The 19,235-nt window shown below is 36.0% G+C and carries 15 protein-coding genes; 10 read left to right on the top strand and 5 right to left on the bottom strand.

Going from position 1 to position 19,235, the window contains the following annotated elements; translation table 11 throughout:
• Positions 1 to 15: 15 nt before the first annotated feature.
• Positions 16 to 2,172, top strand: coding sequence for an AsmA family protein (locus O4O04_RS15905; RefSeq protein WP_272532771.1), 2,157 nt, complete (start codon positions 16 to 18; stop codon positions 2,170 to 2,172).
• Positions 2,173 to 2,259: 87 nt separating this feature from the next.
• On the opposite strand, the gene O4O04_RS15900 is transcribed toward O4O04_RS15905, so the two are convergent.
• Together O4O04_RS15900 and O4O04_RS15895 are read right to left on the bottom strand one after the other, a co-directional pair.
• Entirely contained in the window at positions 2,260 to 2,859 is a 600-nt protein-coding gene (locus O4O04_RS15900) for a hypothetical protein (RefSeq protein WP_272532770.1), read from the bottom strand.
• Between the two features lies 1 nt (position 2,860).
• The gene (locus tag O4O04_RS15895) at positions 2,861 to 3,736 is read right to left on the bottom strand and encodes a molecular chaperone DnaJ (protein WP_272532769.1); all 876 of its coding nucleotides are present in this window, start codon (positions 3,734 to 3,736) and stop codon (positions 2,861 to 2,863) included.
• Positions 3,737 to 3,808: 72 nt separating this feature from the next.
• Here O4O04_RS15895 and O4O04_RS15890 point away from each other — a divergent pair, with 72 nt between their 5' ends.
• The 5 genes from O4O04_RS15890 (at position 3,809) to O4O04_RS15870 (ending at position 9,276) form a co-directional block, all read left to right on the top strand.
• On the top strand, positions 3,809 to 5,542 hold the full coding sequence (locus O4O04_RS15890; protein WP_272532768.1) for an acyl-CoA dehydrogenase family protein: 1,734 nt from the start codon (positions 3,809 to 3,811) through the stop codon (positions 5,540 to 5,542).
• Positions 5,543 to 5,583: 41 nt separating this feature from the next.
• A complete protein-coding gene (locus O4O04_RS15885) occupies positions 5,584 to 6,480 on the top strand; it encodes an AEC family transporter (RefSeq protein ID WP_272532767.1) in 897 nt (298 codons plus the stop codon).
• Positions 6,458 to 7,375 carry a DMT family transporter gene (locus O4O04_RS15880; RefSeq protein WP_272532766.1) on the top strand — a complete coding sequence of 306 codons (918 nt, stop codon included), beginning with the start codon at positions 6,458 to 6,460 and terminating at the stop codon, positions 7,373 to 7,375. Before O4O04_RS15885 ends, O4O04_RS15880 begins: the two co-directional genes overlap by 23 nt.
• A 143-nt stretch (positions 7,376 to 7,518) precedes the next feature.
• The gene (locus O4O04_RS15875; protein ID WP_272532765.1) at positions 7,519 to 8,694 is read left to right on the top strand and encodes an outer membrane beta-barrel protein; all 1,176 of its coding nucleotides are present in this window, start codon (positions 7,519 to 7,521) and stop codon (positions 8,692 to 8,694) included.
• 159 nt (positions 8,695 to 8,853) lie between these two features.
• The gene (locus O4O04_RS15870; RefSeq protein WP_336297510.1) at positions 8,854 to 9,276 is read left to right on the top strand and encodes a PaaI family thioesterase; all 423 of its coding nucleotides are present in this window, start codon (positions 8,854 to 8,856) and stop codon (positions 9,274 to 9,276) included.
• Between the two features lie 74 nt (positions 9,277 to 9,350).
• Here O4O04_RS15870 and O4O04_RS15865 read toward each other — a convergent pair whose 3' ends face one another.
• From O4O04_RS15865 to O4O04_RS15855, 3 genes are all read right to left on the bottom strand, one after another.
• Positions 9,351 to 11,036, bottom strand: a complete 1,686-nt coding sequence (locus tag O4O04_RS15865; RefSeq protein WP_272532763.1) for a SpoIIE family protein phosphatase — start codon at positions 11,034 to 11,036, stop codon at positions 9,351 to 9,353.
• Positions 11,037 to 11,106: 70 nt separating this feature from the next.
• Positions 11,107 to 11,652, bottom strand: coding sequence for an SRPBCC family protein (locus tag O4O04_RS15860; protein WP_272532762.1), 546 nt, complete (start codon positions 11,650 to 11,652; stop codon positions 11,107 to 11,109).
• 73 nt (positions 11,653 to 11,725) lie between these two features.
• Positions 11,726 to 14,146, bottom strand: a complete 2,421-nt coding sequence (locus O4O04_RS15855; RefSeq protein ID WP_272532761.1) for a 1-acyl-sn-glycerol-3-phosphate acyltransferase — start codon at positions 14,144 to 14,146, stop codon at positions 11,726 to 11,728.
• Positions 14,147 to 14,230: 84 nt separating this feature from the next.
• On the opposite strand from O4O04_RS15855, the gene O4O04_RS15850 reads away from it, so the two are divergent.
• From O4O04_RS15850 to O4O04_RS15835, 4 genes are read left to right on the top strand one after another with little or no spacing between them, the layout of a single operon-like run.
• Entirely contained in the window at positions 14,231 to 15,556 is a 1,326-nt protein-coding gene (locus O4O04_RS15850) for an SLC13 family permease (protein WP_272532760.1), read from the top strand.
• The gene (locus tag O4O04_RS15845) at positions 15,553 to 16,134 is read left to right on the top strand and encodes a hypothetical protein (protein WP_272532759.1); all 582 of its coding nucleotides are present in this window, start codon (positions 15,553 to 15,555) and stop codon (positions 16,132 to 16,134) included. Before O4O04_RS15850 ends, O4O04_RS15845 begins: the two co-directional genes overlap by 4 nt.
• Positions 16,135 to 16,137: 3 nt before the next feature.
• Positions 16,138 to 16,950, top strand: coding sequence for a CAP domain-containing protein (locus O4O04_RS15840; RefSeq protein ID WP_272532758.1), 813 nt, complete (start codon positions 16,138 to 16,140; stop codon positions 16,948 to 16,950).
• 36 nt (positions 16,951 to 16,986) lie between these two features.
• Entirely contained in the window at positions 16,987 to 19,215 is a 2,229-nt protein-coding gene (locus O4O04_RS15835) for a histidine kinase dimerization/phosphoacceptor domain -containing protein (protein WP_272532757.1), read from the top strand.
• Positions 19,216 to 19,235: the final 20 nt, after the last annotated feature.

Below are 19,235 nucleotides of genomic sequence, written 5' to 3'. Positions count from 1 at the left end.
TTTGGAATAAGTTTGATGCAGCTACTTAGAAAAAAGCTCGGAATTGTATTGGGAATTACGACTGGCATTATATTGCTACTCGTATCTGCCATTTTTGGAACGATACATTTTCTTCTGGATAAAGATTTTGTAAAAGATATTATTGCTGATCAAGTTACAACCTACTCAAAGTTAGATCTACGTTATCAAAAAGTGGATTCAATTCTTTTCCCGCTTCCTGGAGTGCAGATTTCGGGAATAAAAATATTGGATGAGAAGCTAGCGGATGGACTAGATTCCGATGTATCCCAAAGACAACCGATTGCCGAAATAGAGAAATTGCAAGTATATTGGAATGTTTGGGCACTATTGCAGAGAAAATTTGAATTGCATTCCATGAACCTTGAGGATGGAAAGATTTTTCTTCATAGGACTGATGACGGAGAATTCCCAATTCTATCCAAATTCAAAACCGATTCGAAAGAAATAGATGAATTGAAAGATAAGATAGAAGATGATTCTGCAAATTCACCGGATGATATTTTTTCTCTGCTACCTAGAGGTTTGCATGTCATAAGATTTAATTTTGAGATCCAAGACGATGTTATGCAACGCAAAGATATCATTGATATTGATGAATTTTCTATAGAGCTCAATCGAAATAATCGAATGTTGGCTATAGAATTACTCGGTGGAGTCAATTCCAATCATTTGGAAATTTCATCCAAACTAAATTTTGTAGAGAATAATTGGAGTTATGAATCTGCTAGATTGAAATTGCACTTTGAAAGTTTGGAGATCGAACTCAATAAATTTATTGATTATCTAGTTATATTTCCAAAATCAAATCTAGAAAAATCTAAATTAAGTGTCGATTTCTCAATCAACAAAAATGAAAAAGATGATATAGAATTTGAACTGAAGAAATTAAATTTGAATGAACTACTGACTAATTCTAAGAAAACGATTGAACCAGTAAATTTTAAAACAAAGTTAGTTTTTTCTAAAAGCAAATCAGAAATTAGAATTTTAGATTTTTCTTATATCATGGGGAAGCTATCGCAAGTATCCGTGCAAGCAAACATGGGTTTTGAAAAGCAGAACGTTATCGATGCTAATATCGAATCCAACTCTTTTGATCTTGATTCAACTCTTTCTTGGGTTAATCAATTTTCTAAAGTAGATATATCCAAATTACCGAAACCAAAGATTTCTTCGAGTCGAAATACATTAAATTCCAATATCAGTTCGAAGAACGAATCCTCTAACGAATCAATTAGCAAAACAAAAAATGAAAATAAACCTCCAAAAGAAAATCATATTACCGTAAATTTAAATCTAAAAAATATAAATTTATCTGGAAAATTTATCAATTCTGCGAATGGAAAGATTGGGATTCATAATCAGCTGGTCCAAGTAAAGCCGCTCAATCTGAATTTATACGATGGAAAAGTAAATGTTACCGGTAAGATTGATCTATCAAAACGTGGTCAGAATAGCGATTTCGATATTGGAACTAAGAATCTCAATTTAGCGAAATTACTCAAGCAGCTAGGGCAAGATAAACTTATCACCGGAAATTTGGATTCTGAAACGAAATTGAAATTAGGGTTGGGCAATTCTTCATCGGTCTCGGATACAATTGATGCAAAAAGTAAATTTACTATTCATAAGGGAGAACTATTAGGATACGCAAATTTTATCAAACCAGTTGCAGAAATCGGTAAATTAATCAATTTTGAATCATCGAATCAAGGGAAGAGCACAGCCTTTCATTCAATTAATGGAGATGTTCATTTCTCGAAAGGAAATTTATTTCTAAAAGAATTTACTATGTTAGGAGTCGGAGTCGATGCTGTTGGCTCTGGTGTTTACAAGAAGAATGGAATCGTTGATATGAAATTTCAAGCTAGTCTTTCGGGACGAGTTGGAAAGGCGGTTAAGATTCCTATTATTTATAAAGGAATTTTTGGAAAGAATTTTGCTTATCTTGATCCCGTATGGCTTGCCTCGGTCTATGCTGGCACAATATTTTTTGCTGGACCAGCTGGAACAATCGTCGGTGGACTTGCTGGATCGGCAGCTTCTGACACGGTTAATAAAACGACAGATGCTGTAAAAGGGACATTTAGTTCGGCAAAGAATTTTATTTTTGGTTCTTCTAAAGAAGAAGATCCTAATCCAGAAGAGTAAAAATCAATAATAATTTATTGATAATGGAAGGTTCTTCTTCATTCAGAATGAATTGGTATTCGTTGATCAATGGATCAAAAATTTTGGTTATTTTTTCTGACGCATCAATAGACAGATCTTCATCACATCCAAGAAAAATATAGGAAATACAGCTTGGACATCCAAAGTCGAAGGTAATTTTTCTTCCCATTGAAGTTCATGAAGGATGGAATCGTATCCGAAGCCTACAAGCAGAACAGTTTTATTTCGATCAGACAGAAGTATCCAAGCAAAAGGTTGATTCAAATGAACGCTTCTCTCTTGAGTTTTTATCTCAGAGCAGTTGACTAAGTCTTCATCCATCTTGGACTGATATCCCCAGCGAACTCGAGTATTCGTTCTTTCAAATACTATAGGATTGGATTGATCGTTCGGGATTCGCAAATGGTTATCTTCGAAAATAATCTTTGGCAGTCTTTTGCTGAGAACATAGTCTGATAAGCGAGATTGTCTAATTGTAAGCAAAATTCCTGATACAATTAAAATAAATATTAGGATAGTTATTGTAAACCAATCATTGGTAATGTTGAATATTATCAAACCTATCGGAAGTAAGAAAGCAAGAATCTGTAATCGTATAAAGAATGTTATAAGATATTTTCTCTTTTCTTCCTTTCGTGGAAGCATTTGCCATTCGTTGCTTGCCATATCAGTAACTACCAACTCTGGAATCGTTCATAATTATAACCAGCCGATTGTATTTTTCAATGATTTCTTTTGTTTTCTCGAGTCCAAATTTATTAACATCTGGATGGTATTTTTTTAACAGATCTTTGAATTTCTTTTTTAAAATATCCTTAGTAAAACCTTCTTCTAGTTCAAAATAATTTATTAATTCAGTGAGTTCTTTGTTTTCTCTTTTTAGAACTTTCTTCTTTTTACTTGGTCGTTTTCTGAATTCACCGAATAAATCATAATAGGATCTATCCCGAAATTCACGTGTGATCTCTCGTAGATTTAGAATTTTGGTAGGAATTAAAGCGTTCAAATAGTCCTTGAGGAAAATTTCTGCACCGCCTTCAGTTTGAATTTTTCGCATACTCATAAAATCGAATATACTTCGCTGAACGAAAAAATCTAATTCAAACTTTTCACTAATATAGGAGTCAACAGCATCATCGAAATCTATGGTTGCAGTCGCAAGAAGCATAAGCGTGTCTTTGTCTAAGTTGTGTTTAGAGAGCGAGTCTTGTACTATGAATTTGAAATTTTCTCGTAATTCATACAAAGCTCGTTCATCAAAATACAAACCAGCTTGAGCAAATTTATCTTGAACACCTTGAATATCTAAACAGTAGTGCAGAAATTCGCATAGGTAGTCTCCATCTATTTCACTAAATCCATTTCTGTTTTCGCGATCTGGCTTCGATGTTTTGAAGTTATAAATTTTGCGAAAGAAGTCTTCTTTGCTTATAGTAAGTAGTTCAGATAGTTTTTCGATTCGAATATACCAGCGACAGGCCTCGCTTACATTTTGAATTTCAAAAATTATATCATCAAGAATTTGTTCAGGATTTTTAAACATCGAGTGAAGTAATTTCATCGTGAAAGATAGCGAAAGAGTTGGCAAGTATTTTCCCTGAATTATAATTGCAACATGAATGCAATGCCAAAAGAAAACCCAGCACTTGAAGAATTTGATATTTCGAATTATAAAGGCTGCCAAGGGCAAAATTTCTATCTTAAAGATAAAATATTAAATCGAATTATAGAAAGATATTCAAGCGGATATAGTCGCGAACATAAGGCTGCTATGATTGATCATCTTACTGGTTATGGTGAATTGAGCGGTGGAATACTCAATCAGTTGACAGAAGCTTCACATAAAGAAGGCAAATATGGTGAGATCCAAAAATATGATCGAACCGGTAACCGAGTTGATAATGTTGTATATTCTCCAGAACAATTGGAATCGAGGCAGATTTCCTATGATTACGGAGTTGTGAATCTAGACTTCCATTCTGAGTGGAAGTTCCCTTTTACTTTCTTGCACCGTTATGCGTTAGCCTATCTTGTCAATTTGAATGGCGAAGGAGGAGTAAGTTGTCCTCTTGCTATGACAGATGGAATGATCCTTGCTTTAAAGAAGTTAGGTACAGATTCACAGAAAGAAAAGTATCTAACTTTAGTTGCTGGGGCAGATAGCGATTCACATTTCATGTGCGGACAGTATGTAACAGAGAGGGTAGGTGGCAGTAATGTTGGTGCAAACCGAACAATTGCAAGAAAAAGATCTGATGGGAAGTGGATTTTAACTGGGGAAAAATGGTTTTGCTCGAACCCTGGTGATCTCTGGGTTACTACAGCAAAAATTGAGGGAACGAATACTATCGGAATGTTTTTGGTTCCAAGGTTTCAAGATGATGGAAAATTAAATAATCATCATATACTTAGAAAAAAAGATATCATAGGATCAAGAGGCAAGGTTACAGCAGAAGTTGTATATGATGAAGTAGTTGCAGAAGAACTTGGACGACCCGGCCACGGACTTGCTAATATGATTCAATACATTATCAAGACATCTCGAATTCATGTTGGTTTGGGAGCGTCAGGTAATGCAAGACGTGCGGTTATGGAAGCGATGGAATATTCTAAATGGAGAACTGCATATGGTAAGAAAATTCAAGATTTTCCTGCCTATGCAAGACTTCTTGTAGAAATGTATATTTTGCATAGCTCAAACTTACTTACGAATTTTAGAATGGTTGCACGTAGTGAAGAAGGTAATTCCGTTCAAGATGTTCTGATTCCACTTATGAAATATAAATCGTCATCACTTGCAACCAATCTTTGTCGAACTGCAATACTTTGTCTTGGTGGTAATGGAATCATAGGAGATTTCTCACCAATTCCGCGTTTATTAAATGATTCAATAATCAACGAATCATGGGAAGGAACGCATTTAATTATTTCTGATCATTGTATGCATGCGCTAGGCAAAAGAAAAGTTCGCGATGCCTTCGAAAAGGAATTGGAAACAAATGTCGCTTCTGCACGAAATACGGTAGAATTCGAATCTGCAATAAAATTCTACGATCAATTGTATTCCGAATGGAGTGGGTTGATGAATTTGGATAAATATTGGAAGGAAGCAAATCGAGTTTTTATTACAGACAAGACTTATGATTTGGTTTCACTATCCATCATGATCGAGGAAGCATACTATGACTACAGAACTTTAGACAATAAGTCTGATTTAGGAAATTCTGATATATATCTCATGTTAGATGGTTATATGGAAATTTTGGAGAAGGGAATTGATGGACCACGAAATCCTGATCGATCAATTCTCAATCCAACCAAAGTTAAACTTATTTTAGAATATGCTTAATAGTATTATAGCTAATTTGTCTGATTTAAGATCGGAATGCTATGTCTAATTTAGCTCTGCTTTTGATATGCTTTGTTCTGGGAATCATTCTCCGTAAAAGTTCAAGATTCCCAGAAGGATCTTTTCGTATTCTGAATGGTTTCATAATCAATATTTCACTTCCTTCTTTGATTCTTTTCCATATTCGCAGAATGAATATGGAGATGGATTTGATCTGGGCTGCATTGATGCCTTGGATTATTTTTATCCTTGCGATTTTAATTTTTGGATTCTTCTACTATTTGCAATGGATTGATTCTAGGACAGCGGGCTGTTTGATGCTTACAGCTGGTCTGGGTAATACTTCTTTTGTCGGACTACCGTTGATTGAGGCGTATTATGGAACAGAGCTTTTGGGAGTGGGAATCATTGCAGATCAGTTTGGAAGTTTTCTTGCTCTGGGTACAATTGGTATCTTAGTTGCAACAATTGCTAAGACCGGAACTTTTGATCTAAAAAAAATGGGTGCAATGATCATTGGTTTTCCGCCGAGCATTGCATTGATTTTCGCTTTCATCAGTCTTCCTCTCGAATATCCTAATTGGTTAGAGTCAGTATTAGAAAGGCTCGGAGACAGTTTAACTCCTTTGGCACTTGTATCAGTTGGCATGCAGATCAATCTTCGTGAAACTTCCGGACGAATTGTACCGCTAAGTTTTGGTCTTTTCTATAAATTGATAGCCTGTCCAATTATCATTTATCTGATTTACTATAAGTGGCTAAGGTTGGACGGGAAGGTTATTGATATTTCAATTTTTGAAGCTGGGATGGCTCCAATGGTTACTGGAACAATCGTTGCTATGGAAAATGATTTGAATCCAGAGCTTGCTACCTTGATGCTTGGTATAGGAATACCAATTTCGTTTATAACAACTTATGCAATCTTCACCTTCATTTAAATTCTACCTTCTTTTAATAATTGCGATGATTACTTGGGGATTTGCTTGGCCTTCCGGTAAAGCAGTTGCCGGGCTTGCCCATCCAAATGTCATCATTTTTTGGAGATTTCTTCTAACAGCCTTGTCTCTTATACCAATTGTTATTCTGACTGGAAATTCCTTTCAATTGAGATCCAAAACCCTATGGCTTCAAGTTGGAATTGGAGGAATTCTCTATACTATTTACAATCATTTTTTCTTGTTAGGTCTTGAATTAGGGATGCCTGGAATTGGAGGAGTTTTGGTTACTACTTTGAATCCTTTATTTACTTACTTATTAGTTCACTTACTAAAAGTTGCACTTCCATCAAGGCGAGAGATGTTCGGATTGTTTCTAGGATTAATTGGCGGATGTATACTTCTTAGACTGTGGGATACAAGCTGGTCAATTCTTTTGGTTTCAGGCAATTTATTTTTCTTACTAGGTTCTTTTTCTTGGGCATTACTGAGTATGAATAGCCACTCTACAGGAGAAAAATTATCACCTTTGGTATATGGATTCTATGTTTATACGATTGGTACATTGTTAGATTTTTTCTTTGCTTATCCTAATGAAATTTTTTCTGTATTCCAATTGGATATGAATTTTTGGTTCCATATTGTGTATTTGGCAATCGTATCAACAACCTTTGGAACAACAGTTTATTTCTTTGCATCCACTCGCTTAGGTTCTCGCAATGCAAGTTCATTTATCTTTCTTGTTCCAGTGACTGCAGTTTTTTCAAGTTGGTTGTTTCTCGATGAGATTCCAGCAATATCAACCTTAATCGGCGGGGCTCTTGCGATTGGGGCGGTCTCAATGTTGAATCGTAAGTCTGAGGCGAATCCAAATAAAGTAGAAGATTCCGAAGCTTAGCTGACAACATAAGTATGCTTGTATACAAGAATATTGCAATTTACACTTCTTGTAATGTATCTTTTTGTCCTGATTATTCCAACAAGATATCATTTTATTATTGACCTTTATTTAGTACAAAATGTACTTTCATTTCAACAAAAATGAAACATACCATAAGAATACTAAATAGTCCGAATGCAAAATATCGATTTTTTGCTTTTATTTCAATAATAATTTTAGCATTTACTTCCCAGCTAATTGGAGAAGAAACTTCTGGAGAGAAAGAGATCCTTCTGAATCCAGATATAAAGATCATGGTGGACAGTTATTACGCTGTTACGAATAATCGTTATCCCAATCGAGAAAGACCTTACATAACTCAAGGATTGAATCAAGATGAATTCTCAGTGAATCATGCTCTTGTAAATATTCAGAAAGAGTCTCAAAAATTTCGATACGCGCTCGGAGTCCATACTGGTTCTTATGTTCAAAAAAACTATTCCGAAGAACCAGAAAATATGCAATATATTTACCAAGGATGGGGTGGATTTAAACTTACGGATGGATTGTGGTTAGATGCTGGAATTTTTCCTTCTCATATTGGAGGTGAATCAACAATATCTTTGGAAAATTTTAATTACACTCGTTCACTTGTCGCCGAAAATTCACCATACTATGAGTCAGGAGCTCGGCTTGTATGGGATATGACAGATGATTTACAATTGTCATTTTATGTTCTGAATGGTTGGCAGAGAATCAAAGATAACAATCGAGATAAGGCTGCAGGAATTCAATTCCAATATAAAATTACAGAAAATTGGACATTTAACTATAGTAATTTTATTGGAAATGAAGAATCAGATTCTGCAGTGAGAAAAACTCGATACTTTCAAGATGTTTATCTTAAAGGAAGTATTTTCCCGTGGTGGGATTTGTATATGATCTACGATATTGGGTATCAGAAAGAACAAAAAGTTGATTGGGTCACACGACTTGATTCACCGACACAGTGGCTTGAGTCAGGTAAAACCAAAGGATATAACCAATGGCAGGGATTCGCAATCCAATTCTATTTTCATCTCAGTGATCAATGGAAGATCGGAATGCGTGGAGAAGGCTTTTATGATCAATACAATATAGTGACAATCACTAATACACCTGACGGATATAATGTGGAAGCGGGATCGATCAACATCGATTATCTTCCAGTGGAAAATGCTAAACTCCGGCTGGAGTGTACACAAAAAGTTGCAAACAATCGAATTTATGAGACTGAGAATCATAAATGGACTCGTGTTGAGAATTTGTTAATTGTAAGTCTTGCTTTTATGTTATGATTTATTTTTGCTGAATAAATAAGCATCAATAATGTGTTCACTGTTTACATGACAATTCTTTTCTATTTGACTGCAATGTAAACGACGAAAACATAGGGCAAGGAGCATTAAATGTCAGAGATTTATAACAAGGATGATGCGAATAATATCTTAGTTGAGATGATGGCGAAACTTCCAAAAGGAATCGATATTACCATTCCTCCACCAAGTTTTATGGATATGAGTGCAGAGATTGAAGAATATGAGAGAAATAAACGACTGATAGTATCTTTTCCTGTCACAAAAAACCAAACCAATCCACTAGGGAATATGCAAGGTGGATACATTGCCGCAGCTTTTGACAATACCTTTGGTCCATTGAGTTATCTCGTAGCAAAGAAACCAAGTACAACTATAGATATGAACATACAGTACATTCGGGGAGTAGCTTGCGATCAGAAGGTTGTAGTTGAGGCAAAAGTCGAAGCAAAAGGTTTCTCAACTATTCACATGACAGCAGAAATGAGAACTGAGACTGGCAAATTGCTCGCAACAGCTACTACCAATCTATTGATTCTAAAGATTCCAACTAGAGAGTCATAACTTATTCTAAGATTTATTCTGATCTAGCAATTGCTATCGATTGAGATAAAAATTCGAAGTTCGCAGATTTTTGATTATACTTGGGTGATGAGAATTGTGAGATCATCTTGCACTAATCCCTCACCACCAGAAAAATCTATAACTTTGCGAACAATTTCTTCACATCCCTTCATAGGATCCTTTTTCCGTACACTATGTACGTCTTTTGCTAGTCTATCCAATTCATAGAACTCACCTTTCCCATTTCTTGCTTCGGTAATTCCATCTGTATAGAATACAATCTGATCACCTTTTTTCATGGAGTAAGTTGCGACCTCACATTTAGGAGGAAAATATGAGAATATTATTGTACCTTTTGGATTGATTTCGGTATAGGTTCCATTGCTATGAACAATCAGTAGTGGGTTATGACCTGCAATTGCAATTTCAAGTTCATTTTCCTTTAGATCGATATTGGCAAATGTTGCTGTGATAAAATGTTTTTCTAATTTTTTTGCAACGACCTCATGCATGGAATTGCTCGCCCATACTAAATCTTTTGGATTGTCGTACCATCGACTTAGATTCATCTTCATCATAGTTGCTACAAGAGCCGCTGCTATCCCATGTCCTGACACATCACATATAAATAGACTGAGCCTTTGTGTTTCTGGGAAATATTTTATATCCAAGAAATCGCCACCTACATCCATCATTGGAAAATATTTATATCCGATTTTTATATTTTTTAGAGTTGGGATACTTTCCGGTAATAGAGATGTCTGAATAGATCTTGCCATTCGAATCTGATACTGGAATTCTTGATTCTGCTCTTCTATGATTTTGGTTCTTTCGTGAACTTTTTTTTCTAAATCTAAATTGGCATCAATTTGGATGGTCATTAGAGCTTCATTGCGTTCATCTCGTTCGTTAAGCAGAACTACAAGAAAATAAGCCATTATAATATTCGAGAATATGAATATATCTAAAAAGATTAAAGTATTATTGAGAGAATTGATTCTATGGCTCATCTCAGCAAATGGACCAATCCCTTGAATCGCATGATAAACAGCAATTGTGGAGAGAATTACTGAACCGAAAACCGCACCTAAGTCACGAAACCTGACACTTAGATACACCATAATAGGAATTGGAAGAAATATCAAAGGATCTGGAATTGAGAAAACATGCCAAGCTATGAATCCAATAATAAGCATGGCGACCAATCCTTCCATCCATTTCCAAAGACTAAAACTCTTGAATCGACTAATCTTAATTATGTTATAAAGGAATGGTGCGACAATTATGAATCCCTGCATCTCTCCAGCAAACCATGTGAAAAAGACATTCCAGAATGCATTCGCTGGAACGAAATCGAATAAAAATAAAGATCCAACGCCCAAGCTTGCACTTACTACTGCTCCAGGAATTGTTGCGAAAACAAAAAAATGCAGAAGGCTTCTTGTATTTGATAAAGGATAGTTTGTGCCAGTAAGACGAAGTAGTATATAGAGATTGATGCAACTACTAGCAGTGTTACCTATTGCAATTATGAAAGCTGTGGGAAGGTGCGGGTTATTGATTAGGTTTGCAAGAAACGCACCAGCAAAAACTCCAGGAATGGATGTCCATCCAAATAGAGCTAGGGCGACAAAACCGACCCCTTCTGGTGGCCAGATTGGTGATACTTGAGTATTTAGAAAGGCTAGAAAAAAACCAAGTTTTGCTGCGAGAATATAGGCTCCCGCAACTAGAATATTTGTAACGACTAACTTAAGCATTTAAACTTTGTCTGTATGTATTTTGCAATATTAATCGTTCTGGAATCTAAGATTTAGAATAATTAGAATCCTACCCTTTCAAAACTGTTTTTAGATTATTGAGACCTTGCTCGAAATCCTCACCAAGAATGGATTCAAAATCCATGATCATTAGCATGAGGTTAGCTGGATACGACATTTTGCCATCGAAGCCCCAGATTACTTTTGTGCTGTTATCTTCTGAAGTTTCCAATTTAAAATAAGCTTTGTCTTTTGATTCAAAAGGTTCAAAAAATCTCAGTTCATAATCAATTCGTTCACCTGGAATGATTGCGAGAATTTCTTGTTCGCCTCGACCTACATCTGGATTTTCGCTCGCCCAAGACGAAACGAATCCAACTTTACCATCTTCGCCTTTGTATTCTTTGGTCATTCCTGGATCCATTGACGCCCAAACGCTAAATTGATCTTGGTTCTTTAGTAATTTTAGAAATTCAAAAACCTCAGACTTAGGCTTATTGATAATTATGGAACGTTCAACCGAATATTCTTTTGCCGTAAAAATCGCGACGACGAAAGGTAGAAGTAAAATTGTAACCAGCGAAATTGCCAGAATTTTGATTATGTTGTTTCTCATCTAATATTCTCCGAATTACAATTTGATGAATGTATCTTACAATTTGTAAATAAAAAATATCCTATTTGTTTTTTTAAAATCCACTTGTATCGTTTGCGGGAACCATGGTTCCATAATAAGTGATTAGATCTGGACGTATTGCTTGTACAAAATCATTTTCGATTTGGACAATCTTTCTTTTTCTAATGGATTTGAGACCTTGTCGTACAATCAATTCAGGATCCTCAGTTAAATAATTGCCGGGGTTGTGCGATATAAATTCTTCTATCAAATCATTCAATGTTGATAGATGTATCGCCATCTCATTTTCCATAAGAATTTTACATAACAATTGATTTGGAAGAATTCTATGATAGTTTGCCCAACCTTTTTGAATCTCGTATCCGATCGTAATTGTAGGATCATCGTTGCCCATATGTTCTGATATGGGAATGGGTTCGCAGAAATCCATATACACATTGCTCCTGCGACTAAGAAAATCTTGCATTCCTAACTTCTCATTCTCACCACAGAATTGTGCATCCTCGGGAACGGTTTCATAGGAAAGTGCGACGGGTACAACAATGATCTCAGATCCCGTATTTCGGAAGGCATCAACTGCAGTTTTGAGTATGCCTGTTTTGATAGAGACAATTCCACCCGTCCGAGACCTTGTTCCTTCTGGATAGACTAGGGATGGAATTCCCGATTCCAATAAAACAGTTGAGTAGATCGTTAGACATTCTAGATACAATGAGTTTCTTGTTCGCTCTCGATCCACTGAATATGCCCCTAAAGATTTGAGCATCCATTCCCAGAATGGTGTTGTCATTAAATTGCTTCCCGCTGCATATCTCGGAATCGGTAATTGCAATTTATTGAGTCCGTATGCGAGCTCCACAGAATCCAAATGCGATCTATGAGTGGGAGCATACAAAATATTGTATTTTTTCGACAATTTTTTGATCTGATCTATCTCACCACCCAAATGCGGACTTACGGATCCATATTTCAATCCACCGCTAAAAAATCGAAATGGCGCAATCACTTTGATCAATGACTCACGGACAGAAGGTTTGTAGTGATCAGCAATTTCATTCACATAAAAATCTATCAATTCACGTAATTTAACTATTTCACTTTCGCGATTGGAATTTTGGAAATTGACCCAACGATGCAGTTCTTTGGAAAAATGCGTTACTTCATCTTGGCTCTTCTTGCGAGATAGACGCTGAACCCTTTTTTCAATGGTTGCAACAATCGATGTGGATTGCTTTTTGATTCGGGTCATGAAGCCCGGAGAAGATTGAACTTGTTTTAGAATTCGATTCTCAAGAACATTTTTGAAATCATTCCCAGCCGCATAGTCCATTCCTTTTTTCTTTACACCAACCATCTTCTCAATAGAGAAGTCAGACTTAGCGCCTGTTAGGAGAGATTCAATAGCTTGAGGAGGACTTTTCCTTGACAAAACATCAAATAAAACTTGATAGAGAGGCAATTGAATATTTTTTTCATTGGCAAGTTCCAATATATTTCCAAGGGCAAAAGCACCTTCCACTGTATCAGACCATTTGCTCACTTCTCTTTCAATGAATTCTTCTGGACGAACCCATACTTCAATTTTCTCGAGAATCGATAAATTTTCTGGTCCAACCATTAACTGTCCAACCATCTTACGGCCATAGTTACGATTTCGACTCTTACGACTCACGGCCGTTGTAATCAAATCAGATAGTCCACTACGTCCATAAAAGCTCTCAGTGGATAGATGCATTGCCCGTGCAAATTGTAACATTTCTTGAAACCCAGTTTGAATCAATTCTCCTTGCAAATTGGATCCGCAATTGGGTAGAGCAGATACGATTCCGCAAGCAATCGCAATCGGATTTTTTAAAACACCAGCCATTTCCATCGATTCGATCTCAGTTGTAGTAGATGTTTGAATATAGGAATTCTTATAAATATCTGCAATGAATTCTGCTGTTTTGGTATCTTTGCATCCAACATTGAGAAAAGTATTCTGCTCTTCTAACATTTCTTGAAGAAGACTTGGACCATTCACGACACAGACGGCTGAGTTTTTGATTTTTTTATCTAATAATAGTTTTGATACAAAATCAGAGAATGAATAAACGCCTGTTAGTCTTCGGGATTTATGACTCAACAATCCTTTAGTAAAAATTGAAAATATATAGTCTTGGTCTGGCGTAAGCAAATCTATTAGATTTCTAACGGTCTCTTCTAAGAATCTTGAAGGTACAGCAATATGGAAAACCCAAGAGTTCCTTTCATATTCCGCAAGATCCGATACAATATTGACATTATCCGGAATACGACTTTGGTTTTTTAAAATTTTTACCGTTCTTGAACGTTGCAAATCTTCGACGACTTTTGCATCAGGAATCCATAAACTTACTTCATCCAATTTCTTCGAGAGCAAAGAGGAAATTAGATAACCCATTGGGCCGCTTCCCAGAACTGTATGGTTGAGTTGATTGTAATCGATATTCAATTTTTCTAACTTTTAGGATATATTTTTCTAGAATGAAATCTCTCTAACCATAGAATTGGATCAAAAGGTTTCCCTGTCAATTATATGATTTTATCCCAATGGTTTTCTATCACAATTCCTCAAGAAATAACAATATTTATTCTAATTGTAGCCTGCGTCCTTTGGATTACGGAAGCCATTCCACTCTATGCGACAAGTTTTTTGATATTATTTATTGAGCTGACTTGGCTTCTCCCAAGTTTAAGTGCAACTCATCCCAATTTGAAAGCGGAATTTTTTCTGGCTCCATTTTTCTCCGATACCGTATTACTTTTTTTAGGTGGATTTGTGATTTCATCTGCCGTTGCTTTGTATGGTATAGATAGAATTCTTGCTCAGTCAATAGTTGGGCATTTTGCCAAAACACCGAACAGATTGATGATCGCGATTGTTTTTACAACATCTTTTCTATCGTTGTGGATGAACAATACAGCGACCACATCTCTTATGATAGGATTGGTGATTCCGATACTCGATAGTCTCCCAGAAAAATCTGGCTGGAGAAAGGCGATTTTTCTTGCGATCCCTTTCTCAAGTAATGTCGGAGGAATGGGAACTCCAGTCGGAACATTACCCAATGCGATTGCAGTAGAATATCTGAATGGAATTGGAATGGCTCCAAGTTTTCTAAATTGGATGCTATTTTCCATTCCAGTGATCGTTGTAGTGAATGGATTTTTATGTTTACTTTTACCGTTTTTGTTTTGTCGCAATGAACAGGTTGAACAAATCAAATTGACCACAACATCCGAATCACTTTCCAAATCAGAAATCAAAATTCGAAGTTTTATCGTTTTTATTACTCTACTCACAATTGTTGGATGGCTCACATCGGATCTTCATGGATTTTCCAATGGAACCATAGCTTTGATTCCAGTCCTAGTATTCTTTAGTTTTCGAATATTAAAAATACATGATTTTCGATCCCTTGCTTGGGATGTTTTGATTCTCATGGGTGGTGGTATTTCTATGGGTCGAGCGATCGAAGTGAGTGGTCTTGCCAAATCTCTGCTTGCTTCTTTGAATCTCGGCGATTCAACATTTGTTGCCTTGATGATAGTATTTTCTGCTATAACACTTATTTTGTCATCAGTTATGAGTAATACATCGACAGCTAATTTAATGATTCCTTTAGCTCTTGGATTAACGATTTTGCAAGCACCTGCGATAGTAATCCTGGTTGCCTTGACTGCTTCTGTAGCAATGCCACTACCTGTCTCCACGCCACCCAATGCTATAGCTTTCGGCTATGGATTTGTATCTGCAAGGAACATGCTGGTTGCTGGCATTTCTATGACCTTGACAGGATGGGTAGCCATTATAAGTTTAGGATACTTTTTGATGAAATGGCTAGGAATTGGAAATCTATGAAAAAAAGTATTATTGCGAGAGTTTCTTTTTTATTAACAATCTGTATATTCGCAATTATGCAATTCAATTGCTACAATTATCTGAGCGATGATCTACCCATCATCGCTGCTCCGAAATTGGATAAAAGAATACCTGTCCTTTCTATCACGGTTTCAACACCAGAAAGCGAGAAAAAACGTGAGAAAATTGCAGAAATCTACAGAACTTATCTGGAAGAAACGAAGTATTTCGGACGGGTGATAGAAGGTGGAGTGAGAGCTCCTTATCATATTGATATCTATACAGCAGTTGTTGATGAATATGAGAATACTTGGCTTGCCGTAATCTCGGGATTATTTTCCATACCGACTGCGACATTGCTACCCGCATATTATGGAGAGAGAAGAATTGTTCGAGCTAGGATTTTTCGAGACGATGAATTCTTGGGTGAGAAGTTTTATAGCCAAAAGCACACAACATTGTATAGTTTAATATTTATGTTTATCTGGGAGACCGGAATCGAAGAATCGGCAGTGATTGAAAACAATAAAGAAAAGAATATCATGCACAATTTGGTTCAAGATATGACGGGTTATTAATTAATGTTACGTCTAATTACAATTATGAATTCGAAAAATCTTGTCCTTGCCCTATTGGTTCTTTTTCTTTTTGCTTGCCGAACAACGCAACCTGATCAACCAAAAAAAGAAGCCAGTCCCCAAGCTGTTGATTCTACTGCTAAGGCTTTGGACATCGAAGTTTTGGAAATGCCATTTTCTTCCAAGTGGGATTCCAATAAATATAAGAAATACAATTCTGATGATTTTCGCAAATTTTCTCCCTTTAATGACAAAATAGATTTTAAAAAAATAGATTATCCATTACTCCACGCTGCAGTTTTTTTTGAGACGAACAAAAGACGAGTCGAGATGGATCTTCCTGATTTCGAATATTCGCAAGCACTAGAACAGGTTTCCGTAGAGCATTCTCGTGACATGGTTCGATTGGATTTTAGTTCTCACAACAGTCCAGTTCCTGGTCGTGAGACTCCCAAGAAAAGAATGGAAGCATACGGAATCACCAACGCATATACAGCAGAGAATATCAATATTGGATATGGCGTTGCATATGAAGGTGGTCGGCCGGTATTTACTCCTGACCAAAACAAAGGTGGATATTTTAGCTACGATCTTAACGGCGTTCCACTTCCCGCTCAGACCTATCTTAGTCTAGCAAGGTCAGTTGTTGACTCGTGGATGAATTCTCCTGGACATCGAAGAAATATATTGAATACAAATTTGAAATACCTTGGTGTAGGATCCGCATATTTCAAAGATTCAAAATTTTATAATATGGATAAATTCAAATTTACTCAAAGTTTCTCCAGTGCTCCAGGTCTTGCTAAACAAAAATAAAATATATGGAAGGATTTCTAAACTATTAAATCAGGTATGGATTACGTCTCAGAATACAATATCGATGAAGATAAAGAAGAAGTAAGCCTTACAAATTGTGATAGAGAAAACATTCATATTCCTTCCGCAATTCAATCGCATGGAATTCTTTGGGAGATTAACCTAAACGGACAAGTTATACGCATTTCCCAAAACGTAGAAAAAATTCTTGGCTGGAAAGTGGAGGAAGTTTTCTTCCATAGCATCGTTGAATTTTTTAAAGATGAGGATTGGTCAAAAGAATTTCAAACCAAACTTCAATCTCACTTTAGCTTAACCAAAATCAATCCTGTCAAAATCCTTTTCAAAAAGTCCGATCAGTCCGTGATTGAATTGGATACAGTGTTCTATGCAAATCCGCAATCGATCGTAATGGAAGCAGAAATTTCAGAGTCGATCATCGATCCAATAGAAGACAATCAAACAGCTACTGTACTTAAAATTTTTGATTCGATTCATTCTGTAAAAAATATCTCAACTCTTCATGACTACATTGCAAAACATATTCGAGAGATAACCGACTATGATAGAGTTATGGTTTATAAATTTGATAACAATTGGAATGGAGAAGTTGTCGGAGAAGCCAAGAAACCAGAACTTGCACCTTTTCTAGGTCTGAATTATCCTGCGTCTGATATTCCGCTTCAAGCAAGAAAGCTTTACACAAGAAATCTCATCCGAATCATACCAAATGTAAACTACGAACCAGTTCCGATTATATCCCATCCCATCATGGGGAACACAATTTTAGATCAATCAGATTCCGTACTTCGTGCAGTTTCCCCAATGCATATAGAGTATTTGAAAAATATGGGGGTGACAAGTACACTTACAATCTCCATATTATTGAATGGAAAACTATGGGGACTCATTGCCTGCCACCATTATTCAGAAAGATATATAACATTAAGTAAACGATATACTTGTCGGATGCTTGTTCATTTTTTTGCACTTCAGATTGGATCGCTCACTAAGCAAGAAATGGATTCCAATTTATTATTTAAAGCAAGAATTCAGAATAAACTTATCGATCAAATGGGGGAAGATCAAGATTTTATCAATGGTCTTGTGAATGGAGCCTATACTATTTTGGATTTTATGGACTGTGATGGAGCCGCTATAGTTCTTGGTGATAGGATTGAATTATTGGGAGAGACGCCAGACAAATTCTGGATCAATTTATTAACCAAAGAAATTGATCTCTTTGATATTCATAAACCGTTTTTCTCAACCTCAAGCCTGACTCAGATCAATTCTAAGTGGGAGATCATAAGGCCTCTAGCAAGTGGAGTACTGATTGTTCAAGTCCCGTCCACAATTCAGTTCTCTATCATCTGGTTTAGAAAAGAACATATTTATACAAAAGTTTGGAGCGGGGATCCTCACAAGCCAAAAGAAAGACAAGATGTGATTGCTGATATTCATCCTAGAAAATCATTTGAGGCATGGGAAGAGGAAGTTAAGAATTCAAGCAGACCGTGGAAAGTATTAGAAATTCAAGCTGCGTTAGAACTGAGAAATGCAATTGCAGGGCGTGTAATCAATAGAACAAACGAAATTAGTAAATTATTTGCTGAACTAGATCTTGTGAGAAAGAACGAAGAACGAGCGATCAATGCACTGCATGAGAAAGAAGTTTTGATCAAGGAAGTCCATCACAGGGTCAAAAATAATTTACAAATTATCATCTCACTTCTCTCACTACAATCTCACCATACAAAAGATCCGACAATAATCAATGCATTGCAAGAAAGTCAGAATAGAATAAAATCAATGTCAATCGTACATGAACTTTTGTATATGAATGAGAATTTATCTCTTATCAATATCAATAATTATGTACAGGCTTTGCTTTACAATCTCCGAGAATCGCAGAAAGGTTCTTATACGAATATAACAATGCTCAACGAGATTGGTGATTTTTTGATCTCGGTCGATATGGCAATTCCTTGTGGATTGATTATCAATGAATTGGTTACGAACTCTTATAAATACGCATTTCAAAATGTTAGATCCCCAGTTTTAAAAATTACTTTCAAGGACTCTGAGCAAAATTATATTCTTGAAGTAAAAGATAATGGTGTTGGTTATCCAGCTAATATGACTTTTGATAATTTTACATCCTTGGGGCTTCTACTCGTTCAATCTCTATCCAGGCAGATCGGTGCGAAATTAGATTTTTACAATGAAAATGGAGCTGTGACACTCATTTCTATTCCTAAATAATTTAGAAATTTATGCTTTTA

The sequence above is a fragment of the Leptospira sp. GIMC2001 genome (genome assembly GCF_028462125.1).
Classification (GTDB): Bacteria; Spirochaetota; Leptospiria; order Leptospirales; family Leptospiraceae.
This window is presented reverse-complemented; position numbering and strand designations above follow the sequence as displayed.

Bases quoted from the DNA above. Each gene is read 5' to 3' on its own strand.
- O4O04_RS15905 (WP_272532771.1), top strand. From the start codon at position 16: ATGCAGCTACTTAGAAAAAAGCTCGGAATTGTATTGGGAATTACGACT.
- O4O04_RS15900 (WP_272532770.1), bottom strand. From the start codon at position 2,859: ATGGCAAGCAACGAATGGCAAATGCTTCCACGAAAGGAAGAAAAGAGA.
- O4O04_RS15895 (WP_272532769.1), bottom strand. From the start codon at position 3,736: ATGTTTAAAAATCCTGAACAAATTCTTGATGATATAATTTTTGAAATT.
- O4O04_RS15890 (WP_272532768.1), top strand. From the start codon at position 3,809: ATGAATGCAATGCCAAAAGAAAACCCAGCACTTGAAGAATTTGATATT.
- O4O04_RS15885 (WP_272532767.1), top strand. From the start codon at position 5,584: ATGTCTAATTTAGCTCTGCTTTTGATATGCTTTGTTCTGGGAATCATT.
- O4O04_RS15880 (WP_272532766.1), top strand. From the start codon at position 6,458: ATGCAATCTTCACCTTCATTTAAATTCTACCTTCTTTTAATAATTGCG.
- O4O04_RS15875 (WP_272532765.1), top strand. From the start codon at position 7,519: ATGAAACATACCATAAGAATACTAAATAGTCCGAATGCAAAATATCGA.
- O4O04_RS15870 (WP_336297510.1), top strand. From the start codon at position 8,854: ATGATGGCGAAACTTCCAAAAGGAATCGATATTACCATTCCTCCACCA.
- O4O04_RS15865 (WP_272532763.1), bottom strand. From the start codon at position 11,036: ATGCTTAAGTTAGTCGTTACAAATATTCTAGTTGCGGGAGCCTATATT.
- O4O04_RS15860 (WP_272532762.1), bottom strand. From the start codon at position 11,652: ATGAGAAACAACATAATCAAAATTCTGGCAATTTCGCTGGTTACAATT.
- O4O04_RS15850 (WP_272532760.1), top strand. From the start codon at position 14,231: ATGATTTTATCCCAATGGTTTTCTATCACAATTCCTCAAGAAATAACA.
- O4O04_RS15845 (WP_272532759.1), top strand. From the start codon at position 15,553: ATGAAAAAAAGTATTATTGCGAGAGTTTCTTTTTTATTAACAATCTGT.
- O4O04_RS15840 (WP_272532758.1), top strand. From the start codon at position 16,138: ATGTTACGTCTAATTACAATTATGAATTCGAAAAATCTTGTCCTTGCC.
- O4O04_RS15835 (WP_272532757.1), top strand. From the start codon at position 16,987: ATGGATTACGTCTCAGAATACAATATCGATGAAGATAAAGAAGAAGTA.